Origin of the sequence: Cryobacterium sp. N21 (assembly GCF_002929575.1) — a bacterium.
GTDB lineage: Bacteria > Actinomycetota > Actinomycetes > Actinomycetales > Microbacteriaceae > Cryobacterium > Cryobacterium flavum.
In genome coordinates this window covers 57,231-80,704 of record NZ_PJJQ01000032.1, presented here as the reverse complement: position 1 = coordinate 80,704, position 23,474 = coordinate 57,231, and the positions used below count along the sequence as shown (strand labels likewise).

The following is a 23,474-nucleotide window of genomic DNA, read 5'->3' as shown; positions in this document are numbered from 1 at the left end:
TTCGTGGTCTAACGGCCACCGCGCCCGCTCCCGCCGGCCGCTGCTACTGGCGTCGCAGGCCCGCACTTTTCCACGTGCGACCAGCGAGTGCGCTGGGATGGTCTCTCCGTGCAGGCATTGAGAGTCGTGGAGTGCACGGTGGGACGTTCGATGCATTGGATCGTGGATCTCGCCGTTGCCGGCGTAGTCCCGACGATCCGCTGGACGCCGCCGGTGACGGCAATCGAGCGCTCATGGCATTCGACGGCGCCAAAGAGAAATTATGATCCACGAAGAGAAACCATTCGTCGGTAAGGCTGGCGCGTCGGGAATCCCTCCGTTGGCTACCGCACACGGTTCCCAACTCGTGGTAGCCAAGAAGCTAATTGTGTACCCGAGACTTTTCGGCCCCGTGCCCCGGCGCCTTGACCGTGACGACGCCTACATGAGGTACACCGAGATTTGTTGTGCCGTGGAGATCGGCAAACGCGTGATCCTCCCGTCCGCTGGCCTTTGGGACGAGGGCTTCATCACCTCGCGTGTCGTGGCTTTTGCATCGGTGATGCCGCCGCGGGAGCTGAGCGCCGCAGATATCGAGATAATCCCGCGAGTCCGGCTTGATCTATGAATGCGAGCGAACCGGTTCCGCCGCCTGTGAACGCGCGCACAGATCTGGACCCACGCCGGCTTTCATACCGCCCCGTCCACGACTTCGCGCAGGCCTCATACGCGATACCAACACTGTCCACCGTCAAGTGCATTGGCGTGATGGGTGATCTGCATGGCGATCTGGAGCACGCACTGCAAGCGTTCTCGACTTTCGCTGCCCGCGGCGTTCGCTGCATCCTCCAGCTCGGCGACTGGGGCATTATCTGGCCGGGTGGAAATTGGCAGGCCGATTTGCGCAAGATTTCTCGGGCCCTAGCACGGCATCACATGGTGATGTTTTGGGTCGAGGGCAATCATGAGTATTACCCCAAGCTCCTGAACTATCCAGTGGACGCCGACGGCGTCCGGTGGATCACCTCCAATATCGGCCATCTCCCTCGCGGGTACCGAACCCAGATCGGCGGACAGTTCATCTTGGCCGCCCTTGGCGGCGCTAATTCCATCGACCGTCGATTGCGCGAAGAGGGCGTGAGTTGGTGGCCGGATGAACAAATTTCGGACGCAGATCTTCGCCGGCTTGGCTCCGAACGTGTCGACGTTCTCGTCGGCCACGAAGCGCCGCTCATGGACGAGTGCGCACTTGATAGGAGCGCTCAGGAGTCGGGATTCTCGCCAGTCGACGTCGCCTACGCGGCCGCAAGTCGGGTGATGTTTCGACGTGCCGTCCTGCAGACACGGCCACGACTGACCCTCGGCGGCCACTATCACCGCTTCTACGACCAGACGTTGACGGTACCCGGGGAGACTAGCTCAACCCGAGTGGTGGTACTCGATATGAACGGAAAATGCCGGGTCAACATGGCAATCCTGAACACCACCACCCTCGACCTTGAGTTTATGTACCGAAACGGCGCCTCCGTCCAGCCTGAAATCGACACCCCAGAAAGAAACGACAATGACCAACCCGAAAAATGACCCCGACCACGTGAACGAACTCACGGGAAAGGAGCGCGGAATATGGCGCATCTCGACCCTCGACAGTATTTATTACTTCGATCTGGATCTCGGCACCGTAACGCGCGTCCGCGGTGTCAATGCCCCACCCACAGTCAACGACCGAACCCGACCGTTGCGCGCAATCGAGACCCTCACGGTCGGACACCAGGGACGGTGGACGATGTTGCCCGATGAGGGGGACGACAACATGGACTTTTATTGGGCAAGCACTTCCCGGGTAGAACAAATCGACCGTATCACTCGGAATCAGCTTCCAGGAGCCAGCGGTGTGAACGAGAACGCCAAAGATCCTTCGGCGCCCGAACCAGATTTGTCCGCCCGCGAACGCACGTTCCTCACCACGCATTCTGGCCTGTCCGACCCCTTCGAGGCAACACTCGAAGACTACGAACGCCTGACCGAGGAAGAGCTTCAACGGACCGCCGCCACCCTGATGAGCGTTTCTGAAGTTGCCGCGTTGCTCAGCGTGGATGAGGACTTGCTCCGAGAGAAAATGGAAAATCCCGATCGCGTCGGCCTCATCATGCATACGGAGCAGTTCGATCTTCGACAGTCCGACGGGCCGCCACTGACGCCCTTGGAATGGCTCGCGGACGGCGGCGATCCCAAGGCCGTGTGGGACATTCTGACCGAGGAGATTCAGTGGTAATGCTAATCACTTGCGGAGTTGGGCCGGCCCAATACGACCGTAGGTGCGGGGGACGATGCGGCAAAGCTCAGCCGCAATTTTTAAAGAATTGCTTGGCCGTTCGGAGGTTGGTCAATTCACCGTGGAGGAACCGGTGACAATGTAACGAGGCCCCCTAATTTAGTGTGAGTCGTCGACAGCGGGACGCACTTAAGCTCGATCTGATACTCCGCACTCAGGGTGACTGGAGGGCCCCATGCCCAGCCCGGTAGGTGCTTGAGCATTGATACTTGGAGCGAGGTCAACCGCTCATTTCTGTATTTCAGCCGCTGTTTCGCTGCCCAGACGGCGAGGTGATGTTCGGACGGGCACGCGGTGCCAGCGGAGGGCGGATACCCGCTGATGACCATAAAGGCAAAGTACTCGTTCCAATGCATAATCCACCGCCGCGAGTGGGAATGCACTTTAGGGCTTGGTCGGCTGTCGAGCCACGCCACTTGAAGGGAACACCTGCGGCGTCTCGTGGCTAAAAGGCTCTCGTATCGAATCCACGCCGCCAAGGCATGTTCAGAGTCCCGCATCGGAGTGGAGGGTCGACGATTGTTTTCGACGGGTCGTCGTCCATGCTCGGCGTAGAATACTTCGACGGAATACGCGTTTCGGGCCCAGTCCATCACCCTCTGGGGTACCTGCACGCCTCGTGTAGACGAGTTCCGCAGCCCCTCAAGGGCCAAAAAGTGCAATACGGACCGTGTTTCATCTGGCGTGAGGGTAGAAGGATTTTGCGCAGCGAGGGACTCGTAGCGGGAGAAATCCATAGGCCAGGGCGTGCGTGGCATGACAATTTCCTTTCTCCCGAGCCAGCATCGCCCTGAAAGGCTTCGATGTCGATACCTCTACTGCGGTGAACCAGAGTGCATTCCTGCACGGACATTTGAGGATGGTGCCGGATCTACCGTGGGTGAGGGATCCCAAATGGGGGTCTTCGCCTTTGACCGGCTCTGGAGAGGACCGCAAATGCAACGGATCGATGGATGCTCGATCGTACTAACCGCATTCGGCACGACGTACCGTCACTTGAATTCCTGACCCGAACGCCAAGCCCAATGTGAACGATCAGACCCGTCCAGTGGGCCTGCAGGTCCACCCTGCGCAGGGGCAACTCGGGACCCGAATGGCCCCTCCGCGCTTACCCCGGAGGGATTTCATGAACTTTCGTCACTTTCAAACGTATCTCTCGCGGAATACTTAAGAAGGGAGCCCGCGGCAATGCGCACCATTGACCCGTCAATCGAGGTCGTCGAATTTGCGCGGTATAACTGCACCACGCCGAACCACCGCTGCCTTAATCCTTTGTCACGACGAGTAACTGCGAGTCGTAGGCGTGGGGCCGTTCACATTCTCCCGCTGCCACGTCCCGTGGGCGGCCTGGGCGGCAGCGGCCTGACGCGAAACTTCGCTGATCTGGCCGAGCACTATGTCGGCCCAAGCGATGTCGTCCAGCCGCATCACTATCTCACCACGCAAGCATCGCAACAATCGGGGGTAACTAGTTCCCAGATGCTGGGCCAAAAGCTCGAGCGGTCGACCCTTCGATTGCGCGCCCGGGTGCAACGCCCACGGCGTGCTGGCATCGGGTACAACCTCGACCGCCCGCGGGTTGCGGGCGATGGCCTTCGCCCGCGCCCTGATGCGAACCGCGTACAGGTGTTGCAATCGCGCGGCGCGGATCAGTCCCACAGGCCGCCGGTCGGTAACGGGCAGCCACTTTACGGTTTCGGCTTTCCCGAAGCTGTCGGGCTCCGCACAGTAATCGCGCGGCCTGTATCGAGGGTCAGTCACGCATCCCACGCTACCGTCCTGATCGGCGCTTTTTGCACTAAACCGTCTTTTTCTCGGCTGATTGTGCGCTATTTCGGCTTTAAATTAATGTGGCCAGCGGGATGCCGCGCACAGGACTCTTGTGAACGAACTAATGAAACTCATAACTGACGAATCCGTCCGATTCAGCGGCAATGCGCTGATCCGGTGGAAGCCGACCCCTGACACGACAGCGGAGGCACCCGCGGATCGTACGCTGCTTAGCCGGCATCTGTATCTCGCGGAAGCGTTCCGCAAGCCCACGTCCTATCCGCGCCAACGCAACTACTACGGCCTCTACTTTTTTTCTCAAACGAAGAAGCACGTGTGGCATGAATCGCTTCTGGAGGCGAACATGATGATGTTCTTGGACCACACGCAATCTATCTCCGCGATTGCGTCGCAGCCGTTGGAGATGGTCTACGCCGACGGCGGTCGGCATGTCCCTGACCTGATCGCGCTTCACAGCAACAACCGTCAGGTCGTCTATGATGTCAAACCCGCCGCGAGGATCTCCTCGAAGGTGTTGGAACAGTTCGCGAAGACGAAAGCAGTCTGCGACGCCGTCGGATGGGGCTACGAGGTCCTCCCTGGACTCACTGAGCAGGTCCAAGCCAACCTAACGTGGCTGAGCTACTTTCAGCACGATCTCTTCCAACCCGACGAGCAAGCAGTGGACACACTTATGTCTGCCCTGGATTCCCACACGCTTTCTTTCGACGACGCAGCCCAAATCCTTCGCCCGGGTTCCCTCGCATCCGGGCGCGCCGAACTCTTCCATCTCCTCTGGAAGCGCACGGTCACCACCGACATGCTCCACCACATCGACGAAACCACTCTGATCAAAAGGAACGACTATGCCCACGCTTGATATCAGCAAGCCCATCGAGCTTGACGACGGCGAATACATCGTCCTCGAGCAGCGAGCCTCGCTGATCAAAATGCGCTCCACCGCGACTGGCGAATACGTGACTATGCACTTGGCGGAGCTTGCCCAGCGTGTCGTCGGCCTCATGCCGATGTCCGTTCATGACGCCCGCGTGATCGAGTCCCTCTCCGACACACAACAACACAAGACTCTGACGCTTTCGGATCATCTTCGCGAGATCGTGACGGGTGAACATCCCAACGTGAAAACCCCGCGCCCTCAATACAACCCCGCAACAACCACGCAGGAACAGCGCGTTCAAGCGAAGCTCGTCGAGCTTGAGGCCGACGAGATGCTGCACATGTCCCGCTCCACATTGATGGCGAAGCTGTCTGCCTTCAAGAAAAGTGGCAATACCGGCATCGTCGACGGCAGATCCCTGACTGGCAAGTACCCGCACACGACCGATCGGACGAAGGTGATCGAGGCGCTGTGTGTCGTGATTGCCGGCCAGCGAGGAGCATCAACTGGCACTGCCCAGCGGCTGATCAAGCTCACCCGCGAGGAACTGATCATGCAGTACGCCTCTGATGCGCCTGAGCTGCCGTCTCAACGCACGATGTATCGGCTCATTGAGCTGTACACCTACAACAAGCACACCACCGGCAGTTCAAAAACCCGACGGTCTCTCGCCGACCGCCCTGATCGTCCATTCTCGAAGAACATCCAGCTCTTACCCGGCGCCGAAGTCCAACTAGATTCAACCCCGCTAGATCTCCTCGTCAAGGTCCCCGACGACAGGCCCCAACGCCCGACGTTGACGATCATGGTCGACGTGGCGACACGCAGCATCCTCGCGTATTCGTTTCGACTCGTCGCGACGAAGAGCGTTGACCATATCGGACTCATCGCCCAAGCGCTCACACCCCTCCAAAATCAGCCCGACCGGAGTCGATTCCGGGCGATGGTCGAGCAGCAAAACAAGAAATGCAAACTCCTCGAGAACGACGAACTCACCCGGTTGGCGAATCATCGTCCCTTCATCTACCCACGGACGCTGGTGATCGACAATGGCAAGGACTTCAAGGCCACGCCCACCATCCACACTGCGGAAAGCTTCGGCATGCGCGTCACTTTTTCCCCGCCACGAACCCCCACCACCAAATCCATCGTGGAACGCCAGTTCAAATCGATCCGGACAATGTTCACCCAGCACCTTCCCGGATACGTCGGTCAGTCGGTCGAATATCGAGGAGACGATATCGACAAAAGCACCGACCTCCTCGACATCTACGCCGTTCAGGAGCTGTTCCACGACTGGGTGCTAAACGTGTGGCAAAACAGGCCGCACTCCGGGCTGCGTGATCCCTTGCATCCCGCCACCTCCTTCTCGCCCAATCAGATGGCCGCCGCCGCGGCCGCCGCCATCGGATCGATCGATATCCCGCTCAACCGCGACAGCTACATGGCTCTCCTCCCCTTCAAACGCCGGGCGCTCACCTCCACGGGCTTCCGGCACGACAATCACTTCTACGACGCCCCCGAGCTTCACGCATTTCGTGGCCAAGAAAGATTTATGAACGTGCACTTCGACCCGTATAACCCGTCAGCAGTCTGGGCCCAAGCACCCGATGGAAGCTTCATCGAATGCGCGATCAAAGACTGGAACGCCAGCAAAAGCCCCTTCTTTGCCAGCATCCAACCCGATATCGACCCAACAGAAGCAGACGCGCGACGAGCCCAAATCGACGCCCGTCTTGAGCGGCGAGCGGAAGTCGCCCTAGTCAGCGCGACGTTAGCTGGTACCCCTCTTCACCAGCTCCCCACCAGTCCACAACTTGACCTCACCCCTGTCGACTTTGATGCAGACGACGACACCGACGAACTTCTTGAACTCGACGCCGAAGGAAATTTCTAATGACCATCCTCTTCCACACCCACGACCGCCCCACCTCACTGCACAACGTGGAAGGCCTCTCAGCCTTCCTCAGCCGTAAGTTCACCCGACCCGACAAGCTCACAGACGCGCAGTACGCAGAGCTCACGGACTCCGCCCGCGCACAGTACGACCGTGAACGCATCATCTACGCGTCGGGCGGGATCGTCATCCCAACCCCGCACGTCCTCGAAGCATGGAAGCTCATGGAACAGGCCTTCGGCGTCAACCTTGCCAAAAACTCCGGCCACGCCGGACTTATGCTCAGCGGCGACTCCACCATTGGCAAGACCGAAACAACGAAAGCTCTCATGCGCAAGCTGTACTCCCAATACATAGCCATGTTCCCGGATTTCGCAGATTCTGATCGAATCCCCGTCGTCTACGTGTCTGTTCCCGCCTCATCAACCGGGAAACTTCTCATGAAAACTTTCGCCGATTTCCTCGGCCTGCCCGTTACCGGGCGCGAATCTATGGGAGAAATTCGCAGCCGCGTCGTGCAGGCATTGACCGCCGCAGGCACTCAACTCATCGTCGTCGACGAGCTGCACAACCTCGTCGGTCGCAGCGTCGGCCTCGGAGAATCCGTCGACGTACTCAAGGAGCTGCACAATGAGCTGCCGGCGACGTTCGTCTACGCAGGCATCGGACTCCCCACCAGCGCCCTCCTCTCCGGACCTAAGGGCCGCCAGCTGCGCGGACGCTTCACCATCCTCGACATGGACCGACTCAACCTCAGCGACCCCGCCGACGCCAAAACGTGGCGCCAAATTATCAACGCATTCGAGAAACAGCTCCCCCTACGCCACCAAAAGCTCGGCACCCTAAAGAGCCTCAGCAGCTACCTCTTCCTCCGAACCTCAGGATCCATTGGCAGCCTCGCGAAACTGCTCACAGGGAGCACCATCGAACTGATCACCAACTCTGATTACACGGTCGAGACCCTCACCGAAGAACTGATGGACACAATCAAACTCGACCAGTTCGCCGAAGAGAACTACAAGATCAAGAAAGCCAGCCTCAGCCCCCGCAAGACCACCCAATACCCCCTCGCCGGATTGGATGCAGCATGATCACCTCGGCACCGCGTCGCCTCCCGTTCGACGTGCGCCCCTTCCACCGCGAAACCGTTGACAGCTACAGCAGCCGGCTGCTGACCGCGAACTTTTGCACCGCCGCACACCGGGCTGACATGTCACGCCCCTTCGAAACCGGACGCAGCGTAGAAGCCAAACAAGCCGCCTGGATGCGCGTCCTAACAACCCGCACCAAACGCAGCACCCTGCATCTGGAAGCCGACGCCCACGGTTGGCTCACACACGCCAATGGGACACCGTGCAACCATTTCCTGAACACATTGCCCGTCCGACAGGCCTGCACCCTGTGCCTTCACGGAGACCGCGCCGAGCAGAACCCCCATTTCGACAACATCGTCTGCACCATCCACCATCGCTGGCTAGGACTATGGGGCACCTCGGACACGCAACACCAAGTCGACGACGACGCTCTTGCCGCCCAAAAAACGTTCGCAGCTCTTCGCCGCAAGCACCTCCTCGACCCCCGCCTCTACGTACTTCTCACCCACGCCCTCACCAACGACTTTGCCCCGGGTAGCAGTGCAGCGGCAGCGGAGCCCGTAGTGTTCCCCGCTCTCGTGCGCACAGCACGAGTCATCACCGCCGATGCGTTCGCCCAACGCTTCTTCAACCCCACCACTGGCTTCACCAGCGCCCACTCCCTGCTTGAGAGCACCGTGCGAGACGCTGCCGGCCGGGACTGCCCCGAGACCACCCGGGCGCTGTGGGCGTACCTCTACGCGACTCTTCTCGCACTTCGAGAGAGCGTCACCACCGACGACGATTTCACCAAATTGAGCGTAACTCGGACACACGAATACCCCATTCGCGTCCACGTCGCAAACGTCGTGGTAGCCCATCGGGACGGACTTGAACCGGTTGAAAACTACCTCGCCGTCACCAGAGACACCGCCGTCACCGTCGCCCAGTTACTCGCCAAGCTCGCCCGCCCACCGAGAGGTCACACTTCTGCCCAAGCGCGGTCATTCACATGCGAGGCCGGCCATACCTTCGACTACCTCCCGACAGCAGCCACCACCACCGGCACCATCGAGCCTTCGACGCCCACCTGTGGGTTGTGTTCACCGCGCCGAGTCCGTCCCGGAGTCAATGACCTGCAAACGATGCGACCAACAATTGCATCGCAGTTCGACGTGCACCGAAATGGTGGCCTGACAGCTGCGGACGTCGCCATCAGCTCCAGCACCAACTACTGGTGGCTCTGCGAACAAGGCCACAGCCATAGCGTCAGCCCCTCCAAGAAGACACTCACCAGTTACAAATGCCCCGTCTGCTCGAACCGGATCGTCCAACCCGGCATCAACTGCCTCCTCACCACCCACCCCGAGGTCGCCGCGATGTGGGCCGAAGAATGGGCCGAACGCCGCTCCCCGTCCGTGCTCGCGTCAGGTTCAAACGTGCTCGCTACGTGGCGTTGCACCAACGGCCACAGATTCCACGCCCGCATCTGGGAACTCACCTCGAAAAAGCTCGGATGCAACATTTGCGCCCGCGAGCTCACCGTCAACACAGAGGATCGCCTCGCGAGCACTCACCCCATAATCGCCGCCCGTCTGCACCTCACAATGAACGGCGCCCTCACCGCCGCCCACGTCAGCCACGGCGAACGACGCGAAATGTGGTGGCAGTGTGAACGCATCGCCGAACACGCTTACAAGGCTCGACTCGACAAAATCAGCCGAGGACAAGGCTGCAGTATCTGCTGCAGCCGCAAACTCATCGCCGGCGAAAACGACCTCGGCACCGTGGAACCCCTGCTCACCATCGAACTCCACCCCTACCTCAACCGCAAAGAAGCCCACGAGATATTTCCCAGCGACCACAAGCTCTGGTGGAGATGCCTCGTCGGCAAGCACGACCACGCCCAGACCACCCAAAATCGCCGGCAATCCAACGGCTGCCCGAAATGCGAAAAAACTAACCGCATCCTGAACTACAGCGCCACCAAATCACAATCATGAACGGGCGCAAGCGATTCCCTATGGGCGCAGACCCGCGCAATGACCTTTACTCGGTGACCACCGACACCAACCAGCTCGCACCGCCATACCCCGCACAACCGCTGTCGGAGGCCAAATTGATCGGCGTCATGGGCGACTTGCTCGGCGACCTCGACCATGCTCGCATCGCCCTGACCACGCTCGCAGACCGCGACATCACGGCGATCATCCAACTCGGCGACTGGGGCATCATCTGGCCCGGTCAGAACTGGCAAATCGACCTAAACAAGCTTTCCCGCTTCCTGGCTCGGAACAAGCAGGTGATGTATTTCCTCGACGGTAATCACGACTGGCACCCGCGGCTCCAAGAGTTTTCCATCGGCCAAGACGGGGTTCGCTGGCTCACCCACAACGTAGGCCACCTCCCCCGCGGTTACCGCACCACCATTGGCACGCGCTTCGTTCTCGCAGCGCTTGGCGGAGCCAACAGCTCCGACCGCGCCCTCCGGACGGCAGGGAAGGACTGGTGGCCCGAGGAGCAAGTCACGGATGCAGATATCAGAGCCCTCGGCACCGAGCGCGTCGATGTCCTCGTCGCCCACGAATCCCCCCTGATGGCCGTCGACAACGACTTGATCCGCGAGAAAGACGGGGATCTCGCCCGCAGCGACGCCCTCTACGCCGATGCGTGCAGGGTCATGATCCGCCGAGCCGTCCTGCGTACCCGGCCCAGCTCAGCCTCGGTGGTCACTACCACCGGTACCTCACCCGCAACCTCACCGAGCCACTGACCGGACTCAACACCCGCATCGTCGTCCTCGACATGAACGGAAAGAACCGAATCAACCTTGCGATCCTCGACACGGACACGCTCGATCTGACTGTCTTCAACCGCGCCGGCGAGTCGCCACCACCGCTGTAAAGCGCACATGCACCCGACAGCCCACGCGCAACAAAAAGTCCTGAGCGACATCAGCTGCGATGCCGCGCGCTGGCGCGTGAGCCTGCCGTATCGTTGCGACCGCGCTGGCGTTCCGATACGCCGATAAGCAAGTAATACGTCAGGTCGTGCCTCGCGGTCGTCGTTCACCCGTCACCGCGACCGGCTGCCGGGTCGCGCGGCGAGCGCCGTTGATCCCGACTAGCGGTCGTTGTCCGTCGTCCGAGCGACATCGAGTCCGGGCCGTAACCAGAATCGTCATCGACCGTTCGTGGCATGACTGGACCGTATTCAAAGGTGTCGCCATCCCGGTCACGGATCGGGTCCGCTGCTGTCGTGAGTGCGGAGGCACGGCCGTCCCGGACTCGTTTCTTGCGAGCGGACTTGAGGGACTGCCCCGCTGACTGCCACCTGACTTCATCGTCAGCCAAGAGCGTCGGTTCATCCGGCACGACTCGGGTCTGGAATAGGGCCGTCAGCAGGCTCCGTTCGCTCGGCGTGGTGGGAACCATGTTTTCCGCCGTCTTGGCTCGGGCAGTCCGCGCAGAGTCGTTGCAGGTTCTCGAGCTCTCCCGAACTCCCGTCGATGTGATCAATCTCAGTTCCCGGCCGGCCGCACTGCCGGCATCGGCCGCCGTCTCTGACTTTGACCTCAGTTCGGACCACAGGTCGAAGGGTGCGGTCCAAGGCGCCGTATCCACCGACGAGCAGAAATGCGTTTTGGATTTGGATCGCCTCTCGTACGTCGGGATCGTTGACCCGGCCGTCCCGGTACACGCTGCGCATGTAGCGGACATGGCTGGCGATCTCCGAACACCACGACGAGCAGACGAGGGCTTCAACGTCATCTGGCATTGGTTGCAGACAATTGGCGCAGTGATCATCGAGGAAGTACCGGTTGCGCGGGAAGGGGACGGCGAAGGGCGGCTCGCGCGTGCAGCCATACTATGACGCGCGCCCGGCCCGGTCGCCGACGTGGAGGTCGCATCTGGCCACCGGTGCGAAATCGCTGCCGTCATCCTCTCCTTGATGAGGCTCAGCCGAGGGCGAACTCGGAGCCGCCGATGTACTCCGTCTTCAAACCGCACGCCTCTGCGCAGGCATCGAGGAAGGCTTCGTTGGTGAGGAACCATTCCTTGCCCGCTTCGCTGCTGCGGCCGACCAGAACGCGGCGCGGGTTGTCATGCCCGGCGGTACTCAGGAGCCGATGGAACAACTGCTCAACCTCCGTGAGGTTCCGCCCGTGCGCCGAATACACCCGAAGCAAAGCGAGAGGTTCCGGCATGTGCGTGCGGACAGCGGCGCCGCGATGGTCGGCGATGCGCCGGCCAACATCCTCGGCCTTCCCGACCTTGATCAAGGTGTTACCTCGGACCGGGTCCAGCGGGCTTTCGAGGTACCAGCCGTAGGAGAACGCGTAGATTCCCGGCACGTTCATAACGCGATCGGTCACGGACAACGTCTCGTTCTCGCTCTCCTCCTCAGCTGCAACGTTCTCCGGAGCCGTGACCTCATCGACGGCCTGCTCAACTTGAGTGAGCCGGCCTTGCAGGAGTGAAAAGGCATCGACCGAGATCGTGCCACGCGCCCGCCGGACCAGCGTTCGTAGCGACGAGGCGGTCTGTTTCAACATTGACGCGGACGACGAAAAGCGCCCCTCGACGGCGGCTTGGATATACGCGGAATAGGAGTACACAAACCCGAGCGTGGCAACGTTATGCCGCTCCGCGATCCCCTGAGCCGTCAACCCCTCCTCCAGGCCTCGGAACACATCCCCCAGTCGGGTCTGATCCTGCCGCAACAGTTCACGGATTTCGTCTGTCGGCGATACCGGCACCGGCCGGGGGGCGGCGTCTTCCGTGTTCACCCCATTCTGCATGATCAGATCCACATCAAATTCGGTTCGAGATGGTTCGTTGTCGCCCAACATCACACTCCTGTTCAATCCCTATGCTGGCAGAGCCAAGCCCGTCTCTGTGCACGGCGCGTCTCACCCGTCGTCGAAAGCCTTCGTTCCGGACCAGCCTCTTTGGGCCTCTATACCTTTAGGCTCCCTTTACGCTGCCACGGATTATTGTGATGCGGCCTGCGTGCGGCACCGCAATGTGAGTCCATTTTTTCGGCATGAAATCGACGGAGTCGGCGAGTCCGAACAAGAAGCAATCAGCGGTTGCGGGTCTTTCTCCCTACCCCAGCACCCCAGCATGCTCGTCGGTGGTTCGCCTTGAGAGCGAGTCCCTCCTATCGGCAAGCGGCCGCGGCATCCTCTGCTGCCCACTCATGAACCGTATGCACGTCTCGATGGAGGACCTCCCAACGCGTCAGAGCGCCGGACTCATACGCTGGCTCTGAGAGCCAGGCAACCTGTCTTTCGCTGGACGAGAAGCCCGAGCTGAGGGCAGTTAGAACGAGTTTCAGGCTAGCGACGATCGAACCATCCTTGAACTGACTTACTGGGTAGTAAAACTCTCCCCCAAAGTCGACTCCGAGGAGATCTCGGCTCGCCCGCATCGAAGCAAGCTCGGCGTCGGAAGCGTGCAGCGTGTCTCGGACGGCGCGCTGGGCAGCCCAAGGTCCCAAGCGATCGTAATAAGCCAAATCATCGTCCATGGCGGCAATATACCCGGCCGGGGGAATACGACCACAGACGCGGCTTGAGAGCGAACGGTCAAAGGGACCGAACGATCGACCCCTCCAGCTTGATTCGGGCGATGCACTCGCTGGCCGTCACCTCTGCGGAGTGGACTGTTTCGGTCCAGCCACTTGTTCGGGGCATCTCCTGTGGCCCGAGCCACATCGGCAGACCGAGACCATCTCGCCACCAGCGTTTGATGATGCCCTCAACCATGAGGGCGTGAGCGCCGTCCTCGAACAGTTCAAGGTTCAGGATCTCCCACCCGACCGATTGAAACTGGGCGAGGCGTTTCGTCCCGACGTTTGTGATGCCGACTTTGAACGCATTGAAGCCGGGGTGTTCGAGGAAGTAGACGTATCCGGGGAGAGCGCGTTTGAACCCTCCGCCCTCGGAGCATGACGGGCAGTTCTGCCCGTGTGTCCTGTTGCTGACGGTCGATTCCCATTCGTGACCGAGCTCACATTGCCACCAGCAGATGCTGTTCGAATACTGGGATACGTGGGACGCATGCACGGCGCCGTTCTTGCTCGGGTGCCAAGACGCTGCCACATCGGGCCGCTGCGTAACGAGGTCGTTAAAACCGGCCAAGACCCTGTGACCCGAGCAGATAGAACACCCCACGCCCTGACCGGTCCGGCTGGCGATGACTGCTTCCCACTCGTGACCACAGGTCCCGAGCCACCACGCCTTCGTACCGTTACTCACGGTGATGGTTTTGGGCGTGCGGCCAGCATTTTTGGTCGGGTGCCACTCAGAGGCGATGTCTGGACGTGTAGTGGCGAGGTCGTTGAAACCCGCCAGTGTGCGCTGCCCTGCACACGTCGGACAGCCCGTGTTCATCGAAGCGCGAGAGTTCCCCGTCGTCTCCCACTCGTGGCCGAGGCTGCATATCCACCAGAATTTCCGTGCCGCGCCGGCGACCACTGTCTCCGGGGTCATTGGGAAGTTACGCGTCGGGTGAAACTCGGCCGCAAGCTCCGGGTTCGTCGTGAGCATGTCGTTATGGCCGGGGACCAACCCTTGTGACACCCTCGTCGGGTCGAACGCCCGGTGTTTCACGGGGCGCCCTTCGGCCCGCCGGCGCCGCTTAGCTGCCGCGAATTCCTCACCCCGCGGGATCTTGCAAACCGGGCAACCATTACCGCTAGAGCGGTTGTTGATTTGAGCCAGCCACTCGTGGCCTTCCGAACAGATCCACCACGCCTTTGTATTGGACTTGGGAGCGACAGTGGACGGCAGGTGCGCGTTCCGCGTCGGGTGCCATTGAGCGGCGAGGTCGGGGTTCCTCGTGGCGAGGTCGTTGAAGCCCGCGAGCAGCAACTTGCCCGAACAGAACGGACACCCCGACCCGTTGGTACGTCCACTGATAGCCGTCAGCCACTCGTGCCCGTGGGAATCGAGCCACCAGACCTTCTTGCCTGACCTCCGCGCAACCATGGCGGGCCGGAGGTCGCCGTTCTTGGTCGGGTGCCATTCCGCAGCGACCAATGGTTCGAGAGTGGCCAGGTCGTTGAAACCAACGATGATCACGTGACCGGCACACACCGGGCAACCGCTGCCAATGTTGCGGCTACTCGGCGCCGCATCCCATTCGTGCCCGCACGTCCCGAGCCACCAGACCTTCTTATTCGACCCACGGGTCAGCTTTTGCAGTGAGACAGCACCGTTCAGAGTCGGGTGAAACTGCTCTGCAAGATCAGGGCGGGAGTCTACGAGGAGAATTCCACGCTGACCTGCACTATTGTCCGTCATGGCTTCAGCCTAGAGTCAGAACCAGCCCTCCTCGTTCGCCGGGGGTGCATGACGGAAGCCTGCGCCAGCCCTCGGCCGAGGTTTACTTCGACGTCAACCGATCCCGTTCGACTTAGTCGAATTTGTCCTCATATTGACTCACGTAGCCGATCCGCTCGCGCGCGAGAAGGCTGTGAACAGGAGGAAAGTGGGCACCCCAGTGGAAGAAGTCCGCCAGCATCATGGTGCTGTGGCCACTTTGGATCTTGCGTAGGCGTTCGTAACTGAGCGCGTCGGAGTCGGTGAGGCTGTCTGTGTACTCCCGCAGCGATTGTCCCTTCGCGAGGAGAGCCTCCCGAACCGCATTCGAAACGTAGTGCTGAATCAGCGCCGCCCTGAATCGTGGATCGGACAGCAGCACCCCCTCGGCCGGCTCAAGGCGCTCAGCCGTCTCGTTCAGGACCAAGCTCGCAACTATTGAAGGTCACCCGGGGAAGCCGGTTGAGGCGTCGGCAATAGCCGCTCCCCCAGAGTTATCCGGCTGCCCCGACTTCGTCACTGCACCAGCGTCACCCGGTCGTTGCCCCAGTGAGCGATGGCGGCCAGCGCCTCCGCAAGGCTTGCGCGGTCCGCGAACGGGCCGGGACCGAGGCCGCGCCCTTTGAGGACTTGAGTGGCCCACGTCCCGGGAGGTGTCCGGCGGACTACCGCTCGTGCCGGCTCATAGAGGACGCGTACGACGCACTCGTCCTCGTCGGTCATACGCGCTTCCATCGGGATAGCCATGATTGGCCTCTTTTCTGTGTACTGTGGCGCACGGTGCGAAACACCGCGTCACTAATACCATCGGTATTTATCGCACGGCCGCTTCCGCGCGTTCTGGAGCTGCCGTGGCCCTCCTTCACTATCGGCCGTCGGTCGTAGGGCTAGAGGGGTGTGGACCTCCATGATCGATTCTTGGAGGATCCAGACTTTCTCGAGGGGGTGCTAGCCGAGCATGGGCCCCTATTTGTTCAGCGCTGCCAAGCGAATCCACAACTCCTCTCCATCAGGTTGCCTGTTTCGCTGCAGGTTAGTGAACTGATTCACTTGCTGGCCATCACGAGGTTGGCGGCTAGAGCGAATATGGCTCGGAATTGGCCCGCCGGTCGACCGGCTGGCGGATATGTCCTCGGTCCGTCAGCCCGGTCGATAGGGTGAACTCGAAGTGATTGCGCAAAGGGGGCTGGTGGCGAGTGCAGTGGGTTTACCAGCGGACTGTAGATAACTCGGCAAGGTTCGTGCTCGGCACCGTCGGTGACAACCCGCTGGTGTGTTTCGGCGTCAACCCGAGTACTGCGGAGCCGAACAAGCTTGATCGCACAATGCAGAGCGTGAGCAAAGTGGCGGTCCGCAACGGGCACGACAGCTTCATTATGTTGAACGTCTATCCGCAGCGGGCAACGGATCCGAACGGCCTCCATTCGGCCTTCGACCCGGCACTCAAGTCCGAAAACGAGCGACAGATCTCGGCTTTCGTTCGCGGGAGAAAATTGACACTTTGGGCGGCGTGGGGCGCACTTATAAACAAGAGACGGTTCTTGCCACTCTTACTTAAAAGCATCCTCGAACTACCCGAGCTCGCCGCGAGCGGGTGGGTCTCGCGTGGTGCCGTCAGCCGGGACGGCCACCCGCATCACCCACTGTATGTGAAGGACGCCGAGAAGCTCGAGCCGTTTTCTGTCGCACACTATCGATAGGCATGAGGCGACCTGACAAAAGGAGTCCGGCTGGATCGGTAGGCTTTGCGTGGCTGGCACTGTCCGGCCTGATAAAGGGGCTGGGGGACGTAATGGCAGATGCCGAGGTCAAATTCGAGACGAAAACTGTTCGCGCAATTCGTGGCATGGAGTCCCGGACTGTGACGAAGTGGGAAGCCGATGGATGGGTCCTCGTCTCTCGGACACCAGGGAAGTTGCAGACCGAGATCACTTTCCGGCGGCCAAAGCCCCAGTCACGCCGGCTCGTATGGGCTATAGGCGGCGGGGTTCTTGCAGTCGGGTTCGCTGTCATTATTACCGTTGGGATCATCGGGGAACGGGACTCCACCTTTCCTGACCTACCGAGCGCGGAGTCGAGTGAGTCACCCGCAGCTCCGAGCGCGTCGCCGTCATCGGATGCGGCGGCGAACACGTCACCGTCAACGACTCCCAGAGACACAGCAATCACGTCTGAGCGCAACGCCGATCTGGCCGCCCTCCTCACGCTCACTGATTACTGCGACCCTTCAGTCGCGGAGTTCGCACGTACATACCGCGGCCAGACAATCTCGTTCTCGGGGAGCATTGGTGCATTGACCGCGCACGATGGCGCATCTACCCGGTACGACATCCTGATCGGTTCTGGCGACTTTAGCGAGACGTCAGCACCCGGCCCGGCATTTCAGTTCCGAGATGTGAACACAACTAACGATTTGAATTTCGTCGGCCCTACGCCAGACTCGGTCGGCGTCGGTACAAACTTGAACGTCACGGCTGAGGTCGACGAGTACGAAACGAACTCGTGTCTGTTTCTACTGAACCCGTTGTCTACCGCCGTTAGGTGAGCCTGCAAGAAAGCGCCGCCGTAGGCGGTCGAGTTTGGCACCGGAGGTGAGTCCGTAGGATTCCGATTAGCGATGCGGCCGTCGAGCCACTCGTAGCCGCGGCAGCGGTCAGTAGTTCATGACCGATGACGCTGGCTGAGGAAGCCTTTGTCTGAACCTGTTTCCGCTCGAGTTTTTGGGAGCCCGGTTCAGCACGACAGCTTCCGGCACGCCGACTACTTGCGTTGCCATCATCTGACCAATCGAAAAGTTTCAGTCCGATACGATGAAACCAATGGAGGCCGGGGGGGCGAAGCGTGGCACGAAGCTATCAGGATAGAGATCTGAAGCTATTGTTCGGTAAAGCTGGCTTTTACTGTGCTTTTCCGGCATGCCCAAATCGATTGATTGAACCTGCGACTCCGAAAGACGCAGAAGCGATTCTTGCGTACATTGCGCACATTGTCGGCTCATCAGACATCGGGCCTAGAGCCCACCCCGGCATGTCAGACAAGGAAAAGAACAGCTACGCCAACCTTCTCCTTCTATGCGGTCATCACCATCCCCTAGTCGACAAACAAGACAATTCATACTCAGTGGGAGAACTCCATGCCTGGAAGTCTCGCTTGGAGGCATGGGTGGAAGCTAGGTTGACCGAGGGTATGCGCGCTGTCCAGTTTGCGGAGCTTCGTGTCGTTTGCGACAGCCTAGTTTCAGAAACCAGCCAGCTCGGAAGCACCGCGTTGATCTCGGTCCCGCCTGCAGACAAGATGAACGATAATGAGATGACTTCAATCTCGGCATACCGGATGCGACTAGGACTGATGCAAGCGCCTCAAGTGGCACAGTTCATCGGTGAGTATGCGACAAGAATCGACTCAAGCTTTCCGGGTCGATTGCGTGCAGGTTTCGTTGCTGAGTACGACCGGATCTATGCAAACGGGGTAACAGGCGACGCGCTATTCCTCGAGATGCAAAACTTCGCCGCTGCTGGCGCCTCAGACCTCGGTTCATCGCAGAGCGTGAGATTCGAGCGCGAAGCCGCAGGTCTAGCGGTGCTCTGTCACCTTTTTGAAATTTGCGATGTTTTCAAGGCGCCAAGTGTTGCTACTGCCTGACAAGTACGTGCACGAGCGTCAGTCTCTTATTGGGCAAGCGGGCATACTTCTCGCGAACAGGTCCATCGACCAAACCGTTAGTGAGCTATGGCACACGTCCTCAAAAGGGGACGATGATCTGACGTTCGGTCGTTTCGAGGCTGCGCTCAGCTTCCTGTTCATTCTGGGTGCTGTAAATATGAATCACGGAATTCTAGAATGGGGATCTTCTTGAAACTGGTCCGACTTACAGCGAACAAACCATCGTTCAAGACAGCGACTTTTCGAGATGGTCTGAATATGGTAATCGCGCATCGCTCAGCTAAATCCACGAATACCGATTCCCGGAACGGAGTCGGAAAATCATCGCTGCTTCAGGCGATCGATTACTGCTTCGGCGGGTCGGTCAAGCCCAAAGACAGCCTCAACAAGCTCAAAGACTCCGACTGGGAGTTTAGCCTCACTGTTCTTGTTGATGGAAAACATGAACTTACTATTCAGCGTGGATTTCAAGTTAGTGGAGTGTCACTATCGGGCGCCCTGAAAGAGCTACGTCTGCGCGACGATGACGAGCCTAATTTATACATGGGGCTGCGCGCTTGGACTGACTGGCTGGGGTCACGTGTGTTCGGTCTTGATAGCAGCTTGGAGAGGAGCGAGTATTCTCCGACATTCCGTAGGGTGTTCGGGCATTTCCTGCGTTTTAGAGATGATGCCTACATCGATCCATTTGAAACTTTTGCGAAACAACGCGCGTACCAACGTGAGGTCGACAATTCCTTTCTCCTTGGTCTGAACTCGCGACTCGGGGAGGCTTGGCAAGAGCTCCGCGATAGAAATTCGAGCTATGGCAAGGTCCAGATGGACGAGGTTGCTGAGCGCCTCGGGGAGCTTGAATCGCGTCGGGCTAGTGCTGAGGTACAGCTAGCGCAGTTGGAAAGGCAACTCCGAGACTTCAGAGTCCTTCCCGAGTACCGAGCAATCGAGCACAATGCGAACAAGCTCACCGCTGAGATGCAGCGCCTAGCAAATGCAATGCTTATCGATGCTGAACTACTCGCTCTTTATCAGTCACGTTTGGCTTCAGAATCCGACGAGGACGATTCTCTAAATCTGAAGGCGCTCTATGAAGAAGCGGGCGTACTGTTCCCACACGCTGTGCAAAAATCGCTCGATCAGGTGAGGGCCTTTCGGGCCGAAGTCGCGAGCAATCGAAAGGAATATCTCGCAACAGAGATTCGCCGCATCGAGGCGAGCAAGCGAGAACTCGAAAGTACGCTTTCACACCTTGATGAAAAGCGCCAAGCCGAAATGTCGATTCTCCGAACTCATCGAGCACTTGATGATTTCGTCGAACTGCAGCGTAAATCAGGTGCGCTTTCGGGCGCTTTGAAGTCGATGAGCGCGAAGGTTGATGAACTGCGGGAAGTGCGTAAAGGAAAATCCGCCGTTAAAGCGGCTGAGCTTGAATTGGCCAGTCGGACGCAAGAGGACTTCGAACAACGCCTTGGTCGGCTCGCATCCACAATCGCGCGATTCAATGAAATCTTCCTATCGCTGTACAAAGAAGAGGCTGATCTAGTAGTCGACCCGAGCGCGTCAGGTTACCGGTTCAAAGTCTCTATCCCCCGCCAAGGATCCCACGGGTTGGGTAAAGTGAGCATTTTTGCCTACGACCTATGTCTGTCTGAACGGTGGAGCCAAGCTGATAGCGGAATTAGATTCCTGGCACACGACAGCATCGTATTTGACGGCGTCGACGAGCGGCAAACAGCGGGCTCGATCAATTTAGCGACGAAGTCCGCCGAGCAGCGGGGCGCCCAGTATCTCCTCACTATCAATAGCGACGATATTCCTTTCAAAGATTTGGAGGAACTGGACGTTGACACCAAATCGTCGACCATTCTCGAACTCTTCGACGACTCATCGGAGGGCGGGTTGCTCGGAATCCGCTTGTAGCGCAGCGCTGCATCCGACCCGCCTGAGGTGCGGGGCGACGCTCAGCGCGCTGCAAGACGGCGTTCGACCATCGCGGCCTCCGCGTGTCCGGAGTATGTTGGCAAAACTGACGGCGTTGCGATCGCCAACTTCCGCGCAATTCCGGGTGTCCGGAATTGGCAATTTGTCCGGACTAGGATGGCACGTGACACACACCAAGAAAGGCCCGATCAAGGCCCGTTTTCTTCCCATCACGATTTGGAAGATTTGGCCGTCTGACTACATTTTGACTTCACTTAGCGCCTCGACAACGTGATTCAACGCGACTGCAACGCTGTCTAAGTCCGAGTCGAAGAGGTCTGCATAGGTGTCGAGAGTCTCTTTGGCCGACGCATGGCCGAGCATCCGCTGCAGTGCTTTCACGTTTGCGCCCGCTAAAACGGCCAGGCTGGCGCAGGTGTGACGTAGTTCGTGAGGCGTCAAACCCGGCACCCCGATTTCGTCGGCGGCCGCAGTGAGGAACCCGCGCCGGAACACGCGATTGCGCAGCACTCCCCCGCCACGCAGGCCGACAAAGACGTGCTCGGTCGCTGCGCGGTCGGCGACAGCAACGCGCAGGAGCTCGACCACGAAGGCAGGCACGGGAATGGACCGTTCCTCGTAGGTCTTGGGCGTGGATTCGACGAGGTAGCCGTTCACCTCGATCATGGTGTGCCGAATCTCAAGCCTGCTGCGGGTCAGATCGACGTCGGCGACGGTCAGGCCGGCCAATTCGCCCCAGCGCAGACCGCAATAGCTCAGAACCAGCACCACGAGCCCGTAGCGACTGCCGCGCCGTTCTGCGGCCGCTGAGAGGTCTCTGACCTGCTCGTGGCTCAGATACCGCTTCGAGACCTTCGACACTTTGGGCAACTTGAGGCGTGCAGCCGGATTGGCCGGGATGCGGCCGTCGTCGACGGCCAGTTGCAGGGCCGCGCCCAGGGTGTTGACGATTTTGCGCACCGACCACGCTGCCTGGTTCTCCGACAGCTTCGCCGCCCACTCCTGCACGTCGATGCGCTGAAGTTCGCTGAGCGGCACTCGTCCCAGAGTCGGCACGATATTGCGTCGAATGATCCCCTCGACGCGGTCAAGTGTGGAGGGTCGCAGGTCACTGCGTGTGGCGAGCCACCGCTCCATCCACTCGGCCACCGTCACCCGCGACCGACTCGGGTCCAGGTAGGCTCCGTGGCTCTTGGCGACCTCCACGGAGGCCAGGAACAGGATGGCTTCCCGCTTCGTGATGATGCCACGCTTGCTTGTCGCGGACCGATCCGGCTTGCGGTACTGCACTCGGTAGCGCTTCCCGTTCGCCGTCGCGTAGGCGCTCACGCTTCCCATTGGTGGCCCTCCCATTGCACGAGGCCACGACCGCCAGCGCGCTCCCGGTCCGGGCCTTCGAGACGGGGTGCAGGACTTGCTAGGTGCAATTCTGTCGCACGTGCATCCATGGCGCCAGCGCCCGCGCCGGGGCAATGCGGGCTGAGCACGCCAAGATTCGTTTATTGCGTTTAGGCCGTGTTACGTGTTTGAATGTGGTCATGGCATTCACCATGGAGCACCTTCTGCCGAATCCAGATCAAGAGCTGGCCAGGACCGCCTTGATTTCAGTGCGGCGCGTGCTGGCCGAGCACCAGGGCCAGGACGGGCCGGTCACACTCACCGTGGCCGACGAGGCCGAACCGGTGGTGGTCCCCCGCGCAGCGATCGACTTGCTGGTGTCGGTGCTCGCAAACATGGCTGCCGGCCAGAGCGTGAGCATCGTGCCACTGCACGCCGAGCTGACGACTCAACAGGCGGCTGAAATCCTCAACGTCTCACGGCCATTCGTGGTGAAAATGCTCAACGAGGGTCGAATCGCTTACCGACTAGTCGGAACCCACCGTCGAATCCGAGCCGATTCCCTTCTTGGATACCAGCGCGACAACGATGTACGAGGTCGGTCAGCAGCGGACGAACTCACTCGGCTCGGTCAGGAGATGGGCGTCGCGCGGTGACTTTCGTCGCCGTTTATGACGCGAACGTGCTGTACCCATCAACGCTCCGAGACGTCCTCATCCGCATTGCCCTCGGCGGTCTGGTCCAGGCCAAGTGGACTGAGGAGATCCTGGAGGAGACCTTCCGAAGCCTTGCGAAGAACAGGCCGGACCTCGACGCGGGGAGGCTGGCCCGAACACGCCAGCTCCTGCGCACCGTGGTCAGCGACAGCATGGTGACCGGCTACGAAGAGTTGATTCCCGCCATCAGTCTCACGAACGACCCGAACGATCGCCACGTGGTCGCGGCGGCCGTCAAGTCCGGCGCTCAGGCCATCGTGACGTTCAACGTGAAGGATTTTCCGGCTCGGGAGCTTGAGAAATGGGGCATCGAAGCGAAGCACCCGGATGACTTTCTGGTCGATCAATTTTACCTCAATGGGCCGGCGGTGCATCGAGCGATACAAGCGATCGCCGACGCCTGGACAAATCCGCCTGGAACAGCACATGACGTACTCAACAGCCTCGAACGAGACGGTCTCCCGCAGATCACTGCACTGCTACGCCGGTAGGTTGCTCACGCTGTCACGACTCCGTGTATATTGATATTCAATAACATTG

Annotated in this window: 22 protein-coding genes; 16 read left to right on the top strand and 6 right to left on the bottom strand. The window is 59.9% G+C overall.

From position 1 onward, the window contains the following. The first annotated feature begins 262 nt into the window (after positions 1-262). From CXY77_RS09070 to CXY77_RS09060, 3 genes are all read left to right on the top strand, one after another. On the top strand, positions 263-607 hold the full coding sequence (locus tag CXY77_RS09070) for a hypothetical protein (protein ID WP_104088721.1): 345 nt from the start codon (positions 263-265) through the stop codon (positions 605-607). Between the two features lie 140 nt (positions 608-747). Next, positions 748-1,563, top strand: a complete 816-nt coding sequence (locus CXY77_RS09065; RefSeq protein ID WP_158253285.1) for a metallophosphoesterase — start codon at positions 748-750, stop codon at positions 1,561-1,563. Further along, positions 1,544-2,254, top strand: a complete 711-nt coding sequence (locus CXY77_RS09060; protein ID WP_104088718.1) for a hypothetical protein — start codon at positions 1,544-1,546, stop codon at positions 2,252-2,254. The genes CXY77_RS09065 and CXY77_RS09060 overlap by 20 nt, the downstream gene beginning before the upstream one ends. 1,335 nt (positions 2,255-3,589) lie before the next feature. On the opposite strand, the gene CXY77_RS09055 is transcribed toward CXY77_RS09060, so the two are convergent. Next, on the bottom strand, positions 3,590-4,075 hold the full coding sequence (locus CXY77_RS09055; protein WP_140425504.1) for a hypothetical protein: 486 nt from the start codon (positions 4,073-4,075) through the stop codon (positions 3,590-3,592). Between the two features lie 133 nt (positions 4,076-4,208). On the opposite strand from CXY77_RS09055, the gene CXY77_RS09050 reads away from it, so the two are divergent. From CXY77_RS09050 to CXY77_RS09025, 6 genes are all read left to right on the top strand, one after another. Further along, positions 4,209-4,964: a TnsA-like heteromeric transposase endonuclease subunit gene (locus CXY77_RS09050; RefSeq protein WP_104088715.1), complete on the top strand. Its 756-nt coding sequence runs from the start codon at positions 4,209-4,211 to the stop codon at positions 4,962-4,964. Further along, positions 4,951-6,879, top strand: coding sequence for a Mu transposase C-terminal domain-containing protein (locus CXY77_RS09045; protein WP_104129966.1), 1,929 nt, complete (start codon positions 4,951-4,953; stop codon positions 6,877-6,879). Before CXY77_RS09050 ends, CXY77_RS09045 begins: the two co-directional genes overlap by 14 nt. After that, positions 6,879-7,970, top strand: a complete 1,092-nt coding sequence (locus CXY77_RS09040; protein ID WP_104088712.1) for a TniB family NTP-binding protein — start codon at positions 6,879-6,881, stop codon at positions 7,968-7,970. The genes CXY77_RS09045 and CXY77_RS09040 overlap by 1 nt, the downstream gene beginning before the upstream one ends. Further along, positions 7,967-9,955 (top strand): zinc-ribbon domain-containing protein, encoded by a 1,989-nt coding sequence (locus CXY77_RS09035; RefSeq protein ID WP_104129965.1) that lies wholly within the window; start codon positions 7,967-7,969, stop codon positions 9,953-9,955. The genes CXY77_RS09040 and CXY77_RS09035 overlap by 4 nt, the downstream gene beginning before the upstream one ends. 20 nt (positions 9,956-9,975) lie before the next feature. Continuing rightward, the gene (locus CXY77_RS09030) at positions 9,976-10,725 is read left to right on the top strand and encodes a metallophosphoesterase (protein WP_104088709.1); all 750 of its coding nucleotides are present in this window, start codon (positions 9,976-9,978) and stop codon (positions 10,723-10,725) included. A 659-nt stretch (positions 10,726-11,384) separates the two neighbouring features. Beyond that, positions 11,385-11,825: a hypothetical protein gene (locus CXY77_RS09025; protein ID WP_140425502.1), complete on the top strand. Its 441-nt coding sequence runs from the start codon at positions 11,385-11,387 to the stop codon at positions 11,823-11,825. Positions 11,826-11,910: 85 nt separating this feature from the next. On the opposite strand, the gene CXY77_RS09020 is transcribed toward CXY77_RS09025, so the two are convergent. The 4 genes from CXY77_RS09020 to CXY77_RS09000 all read right to left on the bottom strand — a co-directional run bounded on the left by CXY77_RS09020 (position 11,911) and on the right by CXY77_RS09000 (position 16,002). Next, on the bottom strand, positions 11,911-12,804 hold the full coding sequence (locus tag CXY77_RS09020; RefSeq protein ID WP_104088706.1) for a GIY-YIG nuclease family protein: 894 nt from the start codon (positions 12,802-12,804) through the stop codon (positions 11,911-11,913). Positions 12,805-13,542: 738 nt separating this feature from the next. Beyond that, complete coding sequence (locus CXY77_RS09010) at positions 13,543-15,261, bottom strand: zinc-ribbon domain-containing protein (protein ID WP_104088703.1); 1,719 nt, start codon at positions 15,259-15,261, stop codon at positions 13,543-13,545. 112 nt (positions 15,262-15,373) lie between these two features. Next, complete coding sequence (locus CXY77_RS09005) at positions 15,374-15,706, bottom strand: hypothetical protein (protein ID WP_104129964.1); 333 nt, start codon at positions 15,704-15,706, stop codon at positions 15,374-15,376. An 89-nt stretch (positions 15,707-15,795) separates the two neighbouring features. After that, positions 15,796-16,002 (bottom strand): hypothetical protein, encoded by a 207-nt coding sequence (locus CXY77_RS09000; protein WP_140425501.1) that lies wholly within the window; start codon positions 16,000-16,002, stop codon positions 15,796-15,798. A gap of 518 nt (positions 16,003-16,520) precedes the next feature. Here CXY77_RS09000 and CXY77_RS08995 point away from each other — a divergent pair. The 5 genes from CXY77_RS08995 to CXY77_RS08980 all read left to right on the top strand — a co-directional run bounded on the left by CXY77_RS08995 (position 16,521) and on the right by CXY77_RS08980 (position 20,859). Then, positions 16,521-16,979, top strand: coding sequence for a DUF1643 domain-containing protein (locus tag CXY77_RS08995; protein WP_158252809.1), 459 nt, complete (start codon positions 16,521-16,523; stop codon positions 16,977-16,979). A 2-nt stretch (positions 16,980-16,981) separates the two neighbouring features. Further along, on the top strand, positions 16,982-17,824 hold the full coding sequence (locus CXY77_RS21100; RefSeq protein ID WP_104088697.1) for a DUF4839 domain-containing protein: 843 nt from the start codon (positions 16,982-16,984) through the stop codon (positions 17,822-17,824). A gap of 296 nt (positions 17,825-18,120) precedes the next feature. Next, positions 18,121-18,921: a hypothetical protein gene (locus CXY77_RS19920; protein WP_140425500.1), complete on the top strand. Its 801-nt coding sequence runs from the start codon at positions 18,121-18,123 to the stop codon at positions 18,919-18,921. Next, the gene (locus CXY77_RS21095) at positions 18,887-19,135 is read left to right on the top strand and encodes an ABC-three component system middle component 6 (RefSeq protein ID WP_369827265.1); all 249 of its coding nucleotides are present in this window, start codon (positions 18,887-18,889) and stop codon (positions 19,133-19,135) included. The genes CXY77_RS19920 and CXY77_RS21095 overlap by 35 nt, the downstream gene beginning before the upstream one ends. After that, on the top strand, positions 19,120-20,859 hold the full coding sequence (locus tag CXY77_RS08980; RefSeq protein WP_104088694.1) for a DUF2326 domain-containing protein: 1,740 nt from the start codon (positions 19,120-19,122) through the stop codon (positions 20,857-20,859). The genes CXY77_RS21095 and CXY77_RS08980 overlap by 16 nt, the downstream gene beginning before the upstream one ends. Before the next feature lie 258 nt (positions 20,860-21,117). Here CXY77_RS08980 and CXY77_RS08975 read toward each other — a convergent pair whose 3' ends face one another. Continuing rightward, entirely contained in the window at positions 21,118-22,218 is a 1,101-nt protein-coding gene (locus CXY77_RS08975) for a site-specific integrase (RefSeq protein ID WP_158252807.1), read from the bottom strand. A gap of 200 nt (positions 22,219-22,418) precedes the next feature. Here CXY77_RS08975 and CXY77_RS08970 point away from each other — a divergent pair, with 200 nt between their 5' ends. Then, the gene (locus CXY77_RS08970) at positions 22,419-22,874 is read left to right on the top strand and encodes a helix-turn-helix domain-containing protein (protein ID WP_092340850.1); all 456 of its coding nucleotides are present in this window, start codon (positions 22,419-22,421) and stop codon (positions 22,872-22,874) included. Continuing rightward, entirely contained in the window at positions 22,871-23,425 is a 555-nt protein-coding gene (locus tag CXY77_RS08965) for a PIN domain-containing protein (RefSeq protein ID WP_104088691.1), read from the top strand. The genes CXY77_RS08970 and CXY77_RS08965 overlap by 4 nt, the downstream gene beginning before the upstream one ends. Positions 23,426-23,474: the final 49 nt, after the last annotated feature.

What these genes read in the sequence shown, in the direction of transcription:
- CXY77_RS09070 (WP_104088721.1), top strand. Translation starts at nt 263, where the DNA reads ATGATCCACGAAGAGAAACCATTCGTCGGTAAGGCTGGCGCGTCGGGA.
- CXY77_RS09065 (WP_158253285.1), top strand. Translation starts at nt 748, where the DNA reads ATGGGTGATCTGCATGGCGATCTGGAGCACGCACTGCAAGCGTTCTCG.
- CXY77_RS09060 (WP_104088718.1), top strand. Translation starts at nt 1,544, where the DNA reads ATGACCAACCCGAAAAATGACCCCGACCACGTGAACGAACTCACGGGA.
- CXY77_RS09050 (WP_104088715.1), top strand. Translation starts at nt 4,209, where the DNA reads ATGAAACTCATAACTGACGAATCCGTCCGATTCAGCGGCAATGCGCTG.
- CXY77_RS09045 (WP_104129966.1), top strand. Translation starts at nt 4,951, where the DNA reads ATGCCCACGCTTGATATCAGCAAGCCCATCGAGCTTGACGACGGCGAA.
- CXY77_RS09040 (WP_104088712.1), top strand. Translation starts at nt 6,879, where the DNA reads ATGACCATCCTCTTCCACACCCACGACCGCCCCACCTCACTGCACAAC.
- CXY77_RS09035 (WP_104129965.1), top strand. Translation starts at nt 7,967, where the DNA reads ATGATCACCTCGGCACCGCGTCGCCTCCCGTTCGACGTGCGCCCCTTC.
- CXY77_RS09030 (WP_104088709.1), top strand. Translation starts at nt 9,976, where the DNA reads ATGGGCGCAGACCCGCGCAATGACCTTTACTCGGTGACCACCGACACC.
- CXY77_RS09025 (WP_140425502.1), top strand. Translation starts at nt 11,385, where the DNA reads ATGTTTTCCGCCGTCTTGGCTCGGGCAGTCCGCGCAGAGTCGTTGCAG.
- CXY77_RS09020 (WP_104088706.1), bottom strand. Translation starts at nt 12,804, where the DNA reads ATGTTGGGCGACAACGAACCATCTCGAACCGAATTTGATGTGGATCTG.
- CXY77_RS09010 (WP_104088703.1), bottom strand. Translation starts at nt 15,261, where the DNA reads ATGACGGACAATAGTGCAGGTCAGCGTGGAATTCTCCTCGTAGACTCC.
- CXY77_RS09000 (WP_140425501.1), bottom strand. Translation starts at nt 16,002, where the DNA reads ATGACCGACGAGGACGAGTGCGTCGTACGCGTCCTCTATGAGCCGGCA.
- CXY77_RS21100 (WP_104088697.1), top strand. Translation starts at nt 16,982, where the DNA reads ATGAGGCGACCTGACAAAAGGAGTCCGGCTGGATCGGTAGGCTTTGCG.
- CXY77_RS21095 (WP_369827265.1), top strand. Translation starts at nt 18,887, where the DNA reads ATGTTTTCAAGGCGCCAAGTGTTGCTACTGCCTGACAAGTACGTGCAC.
- CXY77_RS08980 (WP_104088694.1), top strand. Translation starts at nt 19,120, where the DNA reads ATGGGGATCTTCTTGAAACTGGTCCGACTTACAGCGAACAAACCATCG.
- CXY77_RS08975 (WP_158252807.1), bottom strand. Translation starts at nt 22,218, where the DNA reads ATGGGAAGCGTGAGCGCCTACGCGACGGCGAACGGGAAGCGCTACCGA.
- CXY77_RS08970 (WP_092340850.1), top strand. Translation starts at nt 22,419, where the DNA reads ATGGCATTCACCATGGAGCACCTTCTGCCGAATCCAGATCAAGAGCTG.